At 48.2% G+C, this 13,414-nt stretch carries 10 protein-coding genes; 1 reads left to right on the top strand and 9 read right to left on the bottom strand.

The features are described from left to right. Positions 1 to 128 precede the first annotated feature (128 nt). The 8 genes from AC0VYE_RS03215 to AC0VYE_RS03180 all read right to left on the bottom strand — a co-directional run bounded on the left by AC0VYE_RS03215 (position 129) and on the right by AC0VYE_RS03180 (position 11,961). Positions 129 to 1,895 carry a glycoside hydrolase family 2 protein gene (locus AC0VYE_RS03215; RefSeq protein WP_475446009.1) on the bottom strand — a complete coding sequence of 589 codons (1,767 nt, stop codon included), beginning with the start codon at positions 1,893 to 1,895 and terminating at the stop codon, positions 129 to 131. 10 nt (positions 1,896 to 1,905) lie between these two features. Continuing rightward, on the bottom strand, positions 1,906 to 3,927 hold the full coding sequence (locus AC0VYE_RS03210) for an alpha-L-arabinofuranosidase C-terminal domain-containing protein (RefSeq protein ID WP_475446007.1): 2,022 nt from the start codon (positions 3,925 to 3,927) through the stop codon (positions 1,906 to 1,908). A gap of 38 nt (positions 3,928 to 3,965) precedes the next feature. Then, positions 3,966 to 4,862, bottom strand: coding sequence for a carbohydrate ABC transporter permease (locus AC0VYE_RS03205; RefSeq protein WP_076268680.1), 897 nt, complete (start codon positions 4,860 to 4,862; stop codon positions 3,966 to 3,968). 16 nt (positions 4,863 to 4,878) lie between these two features. Continuing rightward, entirely contained in the window at positions 4,879 to 5,835 is a 957-nt protein-coding gene (locus AC0VYE_RS03200; RefSeq protein ID WP_441878841.1) for an ABC transporter permease, read from the bottom strand. A gap of 33 nt (positions 5,836 to 5,868) precedes the next feature. Beyond that, a complete protein-coding gene (locus AC0VYE_RS03195; protein WP_076268678.1) occupies positions 5,869 to 7,455 on the bottom strand; it encodes an extracellular solute-binding protein in 1,587 nt (528 codons plus the stop codon). Between the two features lie 124 nt (positions 7,456 to 7,579). Further along, on the bottom strand, positions 7,580 to 9,220 hold the full coding sequence (locus AC0VYE_RS03190) for a response regulator (protein ID WP_076268677.1): 1,641 nt from the start codon (positions 9,218 to 9,220) through the stop codon (positions 7,580 to 7,582). Between the two features lie 3 nt (positions 9,221 to 9,223). After that, positions 9,224 to 11,020 carry a sensor histidine kinase gene (locus AC0VYE_RS03185; RefSeq protein WP_475446004.1) on the bottom strand — a complete coding sequence of 599 codons (1,797 nt, stop codon included), beginning with the start codon at positions 11,018 to 11,020 and terminating at the stop codon, positions 9,224 to 9,226. Between the two features lie 77 nt (positions 11,021 to 11,097). Then, the gene (locus tag AC0VYE_RS03180; protein WP_475446002.1) at positions 11,098 to 11,961 is read right to left on the bottom strand and encodes an AraC family transcriptional regulator; all 864 of its coding nucleotides are present in this window, start codon (positions 11,959 to 11,961) and stop codon (positions 11,098 to 11,100) included. Positions 11,962 to 12,374: 413 nt separating this feature from the next. Between AC0VYE_RS03180 and AC0VYE_RS03175 the strand changes: the two genes are divergently transcribed. Then, on the top strand, positions 12,375 to 12,698 hold the full coding sequence (locus AC0VYE_RS03175) for a 2Fe-2S iron-sulfur cluster-binding protein (protein WP_076268675.1): 324 nt from the start codon (positions 12,375 to 12,377) through the stop codon (positions 12,696 to 12,698). A 221-nt stretch (positions 12,699 to 12,919) separates the two neighbouring features. Here the strand turns inward: AC0VYE_RS03175 and AC0VYE_RS03170 are convergent, their stop codons facing one another. Continuing rightward, positions 12,920 to 13,360, bottom strand: a complete 441-nt coding sequence (locus AC0VYE_RS03170) for a hypothetical protein (protein WP_076268674.1) — start codon at positions 13,358 to 13,360, stop codon at positions 12,920 to 12,922. Positions 13,361 to 13,414 lie beyond the last annotated feature (54 nt).

The following is a 13,414-nucleotide window of genomic DNA, read 5'->3' as shown; positions in this document are numbered from 1 at the left end:
AAAAGAGAAACCCGATGTCCTCCATAAGACTCGGGTTTCTCGACAATCTAACTGACTGCAGCAAATATTCATTGATTTATATATAATTGAAGGAAATATTTGATAATGGCTGAGCTTTATAGGTTCATTCAGGCTAAATTAATAGCTTTAATTGTATCCAAAGGTAATTTCGGCTTTCGATCCTCAGTCAGAAGCCCGTTAATCTCCTGCTGAACGTCGGCAAGCTGCGTATAGCAGTAACCACTAATATACTTAACGTCCTTAATCGCTTGGGTAATGCCGCGGAAACGCTTAATGAAATCCTCCTCCGACACCACTTGATCGCCGTAGCCCCAGCCTTTGTCCGACTGGAACGCGATACCTCCGAATTCGCTGATGATGATCGGCTGACCTTGATATTCGTATCCTTCGGCTAACGCGTACTTCCATTGATTGCAAGTCGTTTCATTGGCCAAAATCGCATCCTTGTCCGCATAACGCTTCAGGAAACCGTCACCTGTAGCTACATAGTCATGCAGCGTTAAAATGTCGGATACCGTATGCTCCCAGCCGTCGTTCGTGATGACTGGACGGTAAGGATCAATGGACTTAGTCAAATGATAGATGCCCTCGGTAAACTTCTGCTGCCGTTTATCTCGCAGAATAGACGGGATGCCCCATGATTCATTAAACGGCACCCAAGTAATAATACTTGGATGATTATATTGCTGCCTCACAATCTCCAGCCATTCCTTTGTAAACGCATCGACCGCTCGGTCATGAAACTCGAAGGTGGCCGCCATCTCCGACCACACAAGCAAACCTTTCACGTCGCACCAATAGAGAAAGCGGGCATCCTCGATCTTCATATGCTTGCGCACGCCGTTGTAGCCCATTGCCAGAATGTGATCGATATCTTCAATTAAGGCTTCCTCGCTTGGTGGAGTCAGATGGCTTTCTGTCCAATAGCCCTGATCCAGAATCATTCTCTGGTAGATGGGAACATTGTTCAGCAGCACCATTCCGTTCTTAATAGACACTTTTCGCATGCCAAAATAGGAGAACACCCTGTCTACGGCCTGATCCTTCACATACAGCACAAATTCCACGTCGTATAAGTTCGGATGCTGCGGAGACCAGAAGCTTCTTTTCCAAGGCCCGTTTGCCTCATGCAGCAGATCAACCTCAACGGTTAGGCAAGGGCGGTCGATCGCTAGACTAACCCGTTTCACAAGCTTGCCTTTGAAGGTAATGATAGCTTCCAGCCTTAAATCACCGGCTCCGGCTTCCTCCACCCCTTGCACCTCATAATCGAAACGGACGATGGAACGGTCGAAATCCGGCGTGATTTTGACGGCATCAAGTCTCTGTTCCTCCACGTATTCCATCCATACCGTCTGCCATATCCCGGTCGTCTGGACATAGAAGCATTCGAAATTGTCTTTGGTCCAGCGCTGTTTGCCTCGAGGCTGATAGCAGCTATTGCTGTCTACCACCTTCACCGTAATTAGATTATCAGCTCCGAATGCGAGATAATCAGTAATATCGAACGAGAAAGCCGCGTATCCGCCTATGTGCTGCCCTGCTAACGTTCCATTCACCCACACCTTCGCTTCGTAATCCACCGCTTGGAAATGAAGGATAGCCCGCTTCCCTTCAGCTTCCATCGGGATGTGAACAGCTTTGTTGTACCACACTTGCGGATGGAATTCTTCAACTCCAATCCCGCTCGCTTTGGTTTCGTACGTGAAGGGCACATTTATTTTGTGGGTCTCTGCGAATTTCTCGTGCCACTTTTCTTTCTCTCCCATCCCGCGGTCATCGAAGCGGAAGTTCCATTCGCCATTTAAGCTTAGCCAATTGTCGCGTACAAATTGTGGTCTGGGATAGTCTTTGATATATGCCTTTGTTGTCATGCCGTACCTCCTAATTCTTGTGCTTCGCCAAAACTTCCAGTACATAAACAGATGTAGGGCGCAGCGGATAGCCGAGCTTCCATTCTTCGGCAGGGACGACTTTTTTCTTGCCTATAATCCGTTCCGGCTCAAACACGGAATTAATATCGTCGTAGGAATCTCCCGTAATTTCATATAAAATCGTTTCTTCCGAAGCCTCGAAATTTTGCAGGTCAAGCGTCGCTTTCACCTCATTTAAGCTGCGGTTTACGATAAACACGGTGACGGAGGTGCGACCGCTGTTCGTGCCTGCCACAACATCGAGATCAGGCAGCGCCTCCAGAGAGATAGGCGTCTGCCTGAGTGACGGAACAGCAAACTTTCCGCACTCGGCTGTGGCGTGAACAAGATGCCGAACATCCCGATTCGCGTAAAGCTTCATTACTTCATAAGATGGCGTTCCGTAAACGGTAAGGGGTAAGCCGCTCCAGCCGGGTTCCTTGCCGCAATATTGATCGGCATAATAATCGCCAACGCGAATACATCCGCCGAGCCAGCCGTTTACCAGATCGGAGAAGCTGCCGATATGAACCATATCGCTCCAGCGTATCATTTCGTTCAGGTTAGCAGCATTGGCTACTGCCGCACCTAAGGTATGCTCATTCGGCAGCCCTTTACGAATCGTGTTCGGATAATACATCGTGTTGTATTCGGTAATCGCCAGCTTCACATGGCTATGCTTTGCATTCGCAAGAATATGCTCTGTCGTCTTTGCTATGTGGTGACGGGTAAACTCGGGATAAGCAGCAATCGCTTTATATCGATCCTCCGACGGCGTATTCTGGTTCATGCCGAATGGTCCATAGCCGTGGTACAAATGTAAAGTAAGATAATCAAAATGTTCACCAGCTAGATCTAGGACGGTCTTGTTCCACTCCTGCTCGTAGTGTCCGCAAGCCAGCAGGACGATGGAGGGATCTGTTGCCTTCATAGCTTCTGCGAAGGAAACCGTACGCCGTGCAAACTGATCTGCAGAACACGTACCTACCTGCCACTGTCCCCATACCTCGTTGCCAATCTCCCAATAGCGGACATTGTAAGGCTCGGGGTTTCCGTTTGCCGCACGCCTCGCACCCATTGGCGTATCGATGCCGCCATTACAGTATTCAATCCACTGAGCGGCTTCCTCGGGCGTACCCGATCCGTCATTTACGCAGATGAGCGGCTCCACCTGAAGTTCCCGGCAAAACCGAATAAATTCGTCCGTGCCAAAATATTTACTGGTCCAGCCACCCCATGCTTCGTTGTACATGACTGGTCTTTCGAGAACAGGACCTATACCGTGCTCCCAATGGTAGGCACTGATGTAGTTGCCGGCAAGCCTCATCATCCCCGCGTTCAAATCACGCGTCATGTCGATGACTTCATGCTTCACCATGGCAATGCTATCTATCGGCAATACAGATACATGGTCAATCCATAGCATACCGGTGGACACATGATCGCTCCATCTCTGGTGGTCAGCTGGAATGTATACCCTGAGTTCGGCGTCGACGCACTCGCGAGCAATAGGCAGCTGCGCTTCATACTCACGCCAATTGTGACTTTCGAGCTCGATCCGGACTTGTCCAAGGAGCTCTTCCGAGCGCCGATCGACAGCTTCAATGATAATAGTCTTCAACTCGACGGAGGCACGGGCCACAAGCTTGACCGTATAATTGGCTGGCCCCTTGAGCGCCGTCTTTTGCGCGATTCCCGCATAGGCCTCATCATCGCTCAGAAGGCGAATGCGCTGGGCGCGCCCCGAATGCTTCGGTGCAGGCGCCTCCAACGCGTACTTGGTATTTCGCCCATTCGTATAGGCGTACCAGCTACCGGAAATCTCTTTCTTTGACATGGCCTCGCTCTCGAAGTCCATATCTTTAAGCGGGAATGCGAGCATCGCTTCCATATGATCCCGAATATCTTCAACGAAATGACCGAACAGGTAAGGGTTTACCGCATGCTCGCTCGCGTGGCTGCAATCAATCGTAATCTTTGCGTTAGTTTTCAAAATAAACCTCCAACTGATTTGTCATAATGGTTACGATGTTAACCTTTAAGCGATCCGATCATAACGCCCTTTACGAAATGCCGCTGCACGAATGGATACATGATTAATACCGGCAAAGTAGAGACGATAATGACCGCGAACTTAATGCTCTCGGCAAGCAGAATTTGATCCTCCAGCCCGACACTTCCGCCGTCGATGCCTGCGGATTGGCTGATCATGAGAATTTCACGCAGCACAAGCTGGAGCGGATGCAGAGCCTCGTCACGGATATAGATCAGCGCGGCGAAGTACGAATTCCAATGACCCACCGCATAGAATAGAACCATAACAGCCAGTATCGGTTTGGATAGAGGCAATATAATGCTAAACAGCAATCGCCAGTTGGAGCAGCCGTCCATGTGAGCTGCCTCCTGCAGCTCCCATGGAATGCTTGATTGAAAGTAAGTCCGCATAACGATTAAATTGTACGTGGCGATCGCCCCCGGGACGATCAGCGCCCACATGGTATTCACCATCCCCAGTTCCTTAACCAGCATATAGGTTGGAATCAATCCGCCGCCGAAAAACATAGTGAGCGTGATCAAGACCATAATTTTGCCGCGCCCGGGAAGATCTGGCCTGGACAATGGATACGCCGCCAGTATCGTCATGATAATATTGATGAGCGTGCCGACCACGGTATAAACGATCGTATTGCGGTACCCTGTCCAAATTTTATCGTTGTGCAAAATGCTCTTGTACGCTTCCAAGGTCACACCCTTCGGCAGCAGCCATACATCTCCATTCAACACCTTGGACGGATCGCTGAACGAAGCGCTGACAATAAAGAGCAGCGGATACAGCACAATAATAATGATGATTGCGGCGATCACGTATATAACGAAGTCGAACGCCCGTTCATCCGACGGTTTTCTTATGGCTTGTTGCTTCGACATGCCTGGGTTCCCTCCTTTACCATAAGCTCGTCTCTGACGTCTTGCGCGCAAATCGGTTGACCATCAGCAGCAGGATGAGATTGATGACCGAGTTGAACAGTCCGATAGCCGCCGTGTAGCTGTATTCTCCCTTCAATATGCCTGTCGTATAGACAAACGTGGAGATGACGTCGCTTGATTCCAAATTCAAGTTGTTTTGCATGAGCAAAATTTTCTCAAAGCCGACGTTCATGAAATGGCCGATATCCAGAATGAGCAGGATCACGATGACCGGAGCTATGCCTGGAAGCGAGACATGCCATATGCGCCTCAGCCTCGACGCTCCGTCCATCTTGGCCGCTTCGTATAGCTGCGGATTCACTCCGCTAAGCGCCGCAATGTAGATAATCGATTGCCACCCCATGTTTTGCCATATGTTTGAGCTGATGAAGATCGTCTTGAACCAGCCGGCTGCCTCCATGAATCGGACTGAAGTGCCGCCGAATGCCTCGATCATCATATTGATCGGTCCTGTCGGCGATAGGAATACGTTCAATATGCCTACGATAACGACAACCGAAATGAAATGAGGGATATACGTAATATTTTGCAGCCATTTGCTAAAGGTTTTGCTTCGGATTTCATTAACAATTAGAGCGAGCATAATCGGAACCGGGAATGCGATGAGCAGAGAGAACAAGTTGATGGACACCGTGTTCCATAACAGCCTCCAGAAATAATACGAGTCGAAAAACCGTTCGAAATGCCCGAAGCCTTCCCAAGGGCTTCCGAAAATGCCCTTTGCCGGATTGAAGTTTTTGAATGCGATTTGCAGGCCGTACAGTGGACCGTAGTTAAAGATTAAGTACCAGGCTATCGGCAGAAGCAGCATAAGATACAGATCATACCGTTTGGCTATATTCCTGATCAGGCTGGATCCGCGCCTCGGCTGGATATGGGACAGAGCGGCTGCACCTTCTTGCGCGCTCTTCATGAGCATTCACTCCTTATTCATACGGTCTCGGTCTTATTTCTCCATCTTGTCGTAAGCTTCTTGATAGAGCTGTTCCAGCTCGTCGATCTTCATTTTTTTCAAAGTAGACTGGAATTCCTCCCACTTATCGAAGCTGATCGCGCCAACGATAAACTTCGTGCTTTGCTCGTCGATATATTTGTCGATGTCATTGCGCAGAATATTAACCTTCTGAGCGTTCTCTTCATTGAACATCGGAGCAGCATAACGAATCTTCGGCATGTACGGCTCCAGCTTCGCGTATGCCTCTTGAACTTGCGGTGGATTAATGAAAGACGCTACCTTGTCGCTGATCAAGTGAGGCGCGCCGCCGCCTGCGTACGGTGTCATTTTTCCCTGCGCGCCTGTTATTGCCAGAAAATCCTCTTTGTAATATGGCATGCCGTCCTTCAGCTCGTAATGCTCGCCCTCTCTGCCAAAGCGCAGCAGGGTGGAGCCTTCGTCACTGTAGAAATAGTCGATCCAGCGTATTGTCGCTTCCGGATATTTGTTCACAGATGTAATAGCGAACGCTCCGAAGTCGCGTGGCACCGGCGCTACCGGGCTTTGCATCTGGTCGCCATGCGGACCGACTGGAGGAGCGGTGCCGACATATTGATCCTGGATCGGCAAGAAGTTGTTGTTCGTCTGGTCAAAGAAAAGACCCGTATTGCCTGAGCCTTGCTTAGCAAGATATTGTGCTTCCGTATGCGTGAAGATTTCCTGATCCAGAAGCTTCTCCTTATACAGCTTGTTCAAGTACATAAGCAGCTCTTTGTGCTTCTCGTCGCTGCTCCAAATATTGATCTTGCCGTCTTCGATGTTGATGTTATAGCCGAGCTGCAAATCGAGGCCAAACGATCCGGCCATCATGTTTACGATAGGTATCCCCGCTGCCGCCTTACGCGCAGTCATAGGAATTTCATCTGATTTGCCATCTCCGTTCGGATCTCCATCCCGGAAAGCGAGGAGTACTTTATATAGCTCATCCGTCGTTTTGGGCTCTTCCAGGTTCAGCTTCTCGAGCCAAGCTTTATTGATCCAGCGTTTGTCCGTACGCGCCGAGCCTGTCGTTACGATGCCGGGAATCGAGTAAATGTGTCCTTCCGGAGTCGTAATGCCCGAGCGGATCTCTGGATATTGCTCCATTAGGCTTTTCAAATTTGGTGCATACTGCTCAATTAAATTCTCCAGCGGAATAAGCTGTCCGGCCGTCCCGTAGCGAATAGTCTCAAGCGGATTGAGTTCCGATCGGTACAATACATCGGGAAGCTCGTTGGAAGCGAACAATAGATTTTTTTTCTCTGCGAAGCCGTCTGTAGGAGCTTCGGTAAATGCTACTTGAATGTTGCTTAATTTCTCATAGTCTTGGAACACCGGCATATCTTTGAACGGCCCGTTAGCAGGCGCGATTCGCGTGAACATCTTGAGCTTGATCGGTTGCTCCACGATCGGGAACCCTTCCGCTTTAACAGCGCTTTCAGAAGCAGGCGAAGGCTGATTCTCTGTCTTTGAGCCTCCGTTGTTGTTGCTGCAGCCGGTCAGGATCAGACCGGAAACGATCATCGTAGTAAGTGCGTTTCTTCCCCAGTGTCTACGCATAAATCTGTGACCTCCAATGTTCTATTCACCGAATGGTGTAACCGTTTGCCAGCGGTGTCCACTCATTATAATTCACCCGTTTCGCCACAAAGTTATAATAATATGACTATTTACTCCACATATTTTACAACTTCGCTTCAGCTCCCCCGCCTCCCAAACCGTTCAAATACGTTTGGGGCGTCACGCCGGTCATTTCCTTAAACACTCTAAAAAAATAATTGTAGGAAGAAAAGCCCGCTTGACTGCTGATTTGCTTGAGCGAGTATTGACCGTTCTCTAGCAGCTTGCGCGCTGCATCGATTCGGATCCGGTTTAAATATTCAGAGAACGTCGACTTCGTCTCTTCTTTGAATATTCTGCTTAAATACGATGGATTCAGGCTGATGGCGTCCGCTGCCAGCTCCAGCGTGACGCTGCCTGAATATCTTTCCAGAATGAATCCTATCGCTTGCGATACATGCCGTGAATACGGTCCCACTGCATGTGTCTCCTTGAGCAGGCTCAACAGGCTGGCATAGAAGGCTTGCAGCCAATGCTCCATCTCTCCAACGCTGTCTAATCTACCCAGTTCGCTCCTTGCAGGAAGCTTGTCCATCGCAGAGCCATGCTGAGGCAGCCATTTCTTCAACACTTTATCCGCGATATGCAGAAGCTCGCTGATGATCATTTGCACGGAATGAGAGTGAATGGGCTGCCCCTTAATCGAATCGAATACGGACAAGATCAGCCGCTGCATGCCGTCCTTATCGAGCATCTCGATTGAGAGCAGCAGCTGTTTCTGCTCCTCGATGGTTAAAGAGACCCGCTGACCGTATATGCCATTTCCCCCTCCATTCACTTGGCCAGTCAGTTCCTCGCCGGGTGAAAAGTCAAGCAATCGCTCTGCGGAACCGTAACTCGTTCCAAGAAGTGACAGGCTGCTGCATAAATGTCCGACGGCATAAACGCACTTTAAATTCAGGAATAGCTCCAGCGCATGGCGAAGCTTGCTCATCATTCGGTCAGCCTCGCTTGCGGCTGCATGCTCGCTTCGTTCCTTGAACGAAAAAACGACAACCATACGTCCGTTCTCAAGGTAGGCGGCTGTACGTTCTTGTATATCACCCAGACTCTGCTGCATGATCTCAACAGCCTGCTGGACGAGCCGATTGGTCTGTACGTCGCTGCAGGATTGCGTCAGCAGCAGGAAAGGGACAATCTGAAGAGACGCTGCAGCGTAGCTCACCGTTTGAGAATATAGCCCATTCTTTCGTGCAAAGGTTTCAATCTCCTGAGCGGACTGCGATTTCCTTCTTACCAAATCGGCTATATAACCACGGATGAGCACGGGATTCATTCGTTCTGCCATCGCTTTCTGATCATTGCGGTCCTCCAACAGCCGATCCTCCTGCCGAAGCGCAAGAACCGCTTTGTTCAACATGTCAATCAGCGTTGCTCCGTCGAGACGATGCTTTAGCAAATAATCAATGGAGCCATTTTTCAAGCAATCTCGCACATAATCATAGTCGTCAAAGCTGCTAAGCATAATCGTCTTAATGGCAGGATATCTTTCTTTGATCGTTCGATTTAGCTCCACACCATTCATTTCGGGCATATTTACGTCTATAATGGCGATATGCGGCGGAGACTGCTCGATCAATGCCAAGGCCATGACTCCGTTGTGCGCTTCACCACTTATTTCAAAGCCGTGTTTCCGGAAATTGATTAGCGTCGATAAGTTGTTGCGGACCAGCGGCTCGTCATCAACCAACAGCACTTGAAACATAACCTATATCACCTCATGATCTAATTTTTCCGTGTCCCGTAGAACGGGAAGTGTAATTACGACCTTCGTATATAGTCCCAGCTCGCTGTACAGCTTTATACCGTAAGGTTCTCCATTTATGCGAACAATTCGTTCATGCACATTACGCACTCCCATACCACTGAAACGTGATGGAGCCTCTCCTTTGCTATGCTCGCCCAGCAGCAAATCCATCTGCTCCAGGGTCATACCTTTGCCGTTGTCCGTCACTTCGATTTTTAGGTTGTGATTCTCTTCGCAAACGCGAATCATAACCGCTCCCCCTTCCTCCAGCGAGCCGATCCCATGAATGATGGCGTTCTCCACGATAGGCTGCAGCATAAGCTTGGGTACCCGGCATTCCAGCAGGGCTTCATCCTCAATCTCCTCATACACTGGAATTGGCTGCATGTACTTATATTTCACGATGGAGATATAACTTCTTACATAGTCCAGCTCCTCTCGAACCGTAAGATATTCATTGGAATTACCTAAAACCCCGCGCATCAGCTCGATTAAAGAGCCGGATACCTCCTCGATATTGGGCACCCCGTTCAGCTTGGCCAAGTATTTGATTGTATTGAGGGAATTGTATAGGAAATGTGGACGTATCTGCGCCTGAAGAGCCGTCAACTCCGCTTCGCGCTTCTCCTTCTCACTGATTCGAATTCCTTCCAGCAGCCGTTTCAATTCCTCCACCATACCGATAAAGACGTGGTACAGCTGGCCTACCTCGTCTTTCGTTTTGATTTCCTTCATTGGAAATTCCAAATTCCCGTCCTTCACCCGCATCATCATGGACTTCAGACGCCGAATATTTATGGTGATCCGGGAGGACACCTGCAGTGAGCAGATTAACACGATGGCCAAAACAAATACCGATACTTCAGCCATCAGCTTGCGAAGATTCGCAGATTCACTAAGCAGTGAATCCATCGGTATTAGCGCCAGTGTAGTCCAGCCCGTATATTCCGATGAACGTCTAACGACGGTGTAGGTTCTTCCATCTATAATCATTTCCGCCGCATCGCCAGGGCCTTTGAACTCCTGCTTAATGCTTACAATCTTCTCAATAGGAGGAGCAAAAGACGGCGCCGATTCGGACTGATACACGAATCCGCCTTCTTTATCGAGCACATACAGCATGCTATCGGCGGTCGGCTTCACTCCATACGTTTTTTTGATGAAATCATAGTTTAAATCCACCATAACTACGCCGATTGTCTCGCGGTTATAACGGATTTCTCTGCCTACGGTAATGGCATCCGACACGCCGGTCTGCTTCAAATAGGCATGGCGCGATCCGTTTCCAAGCGTATAATCCATCATCTGTGACCCAAGGACTGTCCGGTCCAGCCATGGACCACCGGAGAAAAAAACCTTTCCGTTCAACCCAACAACGGCAATCCTAGAAATGTAGGGCTTATAATCGATCAGCACCGATAGAAATTCTTCAATCCGCTTCTGTTCTAAAAACCATTCGTAGCTGATCTCTTCCGATGGACTGAGCAGCGTATCGATCACCGTGTTTTTGTTAGTCACTACTACCGTGTTCAGCCGGTCGATCTCTTCCAGCATAATATTTAGGGATTCATCCGCCTGGCGAATACTATCCGATACCGAAGTAACTGCGTTATCCTTTATCGTCTCGCGCATATTCAAATAGACAATGCCAGATACGGATAATATGGAAAGCAGGGCGACTAGACTGAATGCGATGAATATCTTCCCTTGAATGCTTAAACGGGGCGAAATCCATCGTTGAAGGGTGGATAACTTCATATCGAGAAATCTCCTTTTTGAACATAAGGAAGTGTTTATCGTGTAATCGTTTTCAAATATATTGCACCTACTTGAGATTATCCAATTGTCTTTCTTAGAGTTAAGGGGGATTCCTTAAAATAAGTCTTGAATGCTCTGGTGAACGTATACAAATTCGGATACCCAAGGGACAGAGCGATCTCCGTTATCGTTGCATCTGTATCCATTAGCAGCTGCCTCGCCTTGTCCATACGGATCTTCTGCATGTACTTCATTGGCGGCATGCCCGCTTGGCTTGTAAACACTTGGGTAAAGTAGGAACGATGAACACCCGCGAAATCCGCTACCTGTTGGACGGATATTCCCTCTGAGGCGTGCAGCTCTATGTATTTCATGCATTCATGAATCCAACCTGCAAGCTCGGCCTCTTGAACTGGTACCGAATCCGGAATCAACCCGGCGAATAATGCACAAATATGACTTTGCAGCTCAAGTGCACCTGCCGGATTCCACCTCTGAGCGCCCTCAAGCGTATGAATGACTTGGTCTGCCGATGCTCTGACTCGTGAGGTCAGCGCCTTCTTGCGAAACGGATGCTCATGCGTTAAACCCGCAAGCTCTAGCAACGCCATTGCCCTATCGCCATCCACCGCCAACCAGCTCATTTGAAGCGGCCGATCAGTGGGAAGCATGTCGTAGAAATATTTACGATAAGGAAATAAACAAAACACGTCGCCCTTCTCCAGCTCCACCTGCTTGCCTTCGTACTGCAGCCGAACCATTCCCTCCTGCACAAAGTGAAGACTGTAGCACTCGATCCTCTTGGGTCCCACTTTATAGTTAGGCTTGGCCAAACAGCGACCCGCTCGAACCGGCCATATACGACATTCCTTTTCCAGTTGCCCAGGCGTATAGTAAATGAAATCAGCAAACTCATACTCGTATTCCTGCATCGCAGCCATCACTCCCATCCCATAATCATTTCCACAGACATCTAACATAATGACAACTATCTTATTTCTCAAATTAAAAATAAATCGAATTATTATAAGAATTATAATAATAGTAGTGGATTGTTCTTGTCTAGTTCACCTAACATAATGCTAATTTTATTGGATGTGAAAAAAGGCCACTGGGTGGCCGTTGCAACCAGCTAAGCTGGCGGCATTAAAGAACCGAAACCCGTTGAATGAATGGGTTTCGGTTCTTTTCATTTTGGTTATTTACCCATAAGAAGGATACTTTGAAAAAAGCCCCCCTCTTGTGGGTCTTTATTCTGATAAGGGCTATAGAATTGGACTTATTCATCAAGATAATGGTTTAATATAAGCTGGTTAGGTAATATAAGGATGAACAATTCGAGGAGGAATGGCAAATGCCAACGGTTCAAGTAGAAGGAAGAAACGCCATTCAGGCAGTAGAAGGCACAAAGCTTGTGCTAATGTTAGAGGATAATGGAGTCGACGTCCTGCACCGATGCGGCGGGAATGTTAAGTGTACGACCTGTGCTGTAGAAGTGCTCTCTGGAGATGCAGGCGAGATGAGTGAGGCAGAAGCGACAGTTCTTCGCAATAAAGGAATCGAGGATGCAGCTATTCGGCTATCCTGCCAAATTCGGCTGCATAGCGACCTATCGGTCCGGCTTATTAAGACAGCAACCTCTACTGGTCTGGAGCCCGGCACTCGTCCCCAAGATTAATCATTTTCCCGCGTTATATGGTGATGGAAAAGCAGATTCGATCATAACATTAAGTGAACTAACTCCATCTGGGTCATATCTACAACAATAAGGGCTTCTAGCCCTTTTTTTGTTTATATTGGCAGGAATAATGATTAGACCGTGCCACCCAAACAAGGAAATGAACACGGCCTTCTTGCTAACAGTACGGCTGTTATATCCAATGAGTACACACATTTAGCTTATGTTTTTCTGCATTTCCACGACTGTTTTCTCTTACACTTTCTATTGACTTTAACACCTAACTCTACAGCCGTTATAGAAGTTATTTTAATATATGCTACGACACCTCTTACATTAAGAATGACGCTGCCATCTGAAATGCCCAAATAAACACCTACATGCGATGTTCCATCAAAATGAATCCGAACATTGGGTGTTCCTACACCAATTCGCAAAAGAATTTTTAAAATATTGCTGTTGCTTCCACTGCTTTTACCGCAGCAGCATTTATGGCCTTCGCTCTTGTGACCTTCATTTTTGTGGCCTTCGCTTTTATGTCCTTCGTTTTTGTGTCCTCCACTCTTGTGGCCTTCGCTTTTATCGCCATGGCTCTGGTTTTTTGAGCATTTGCAACCTGAGCTTCGGTCTCCTCCGCTCTTGCTTCCCCCTGTTCTCATCATTCCTATCATCTCCTTAATATTAGTAGAATTACTACTATCATATGGAGATTAATA

The organism is Pristimantibacillus sp. Z349TD_6, from assembly GCF_056173205.1.
This window is presented reverse-complemented; position numbering and strand designations above follow the sequence as displayed.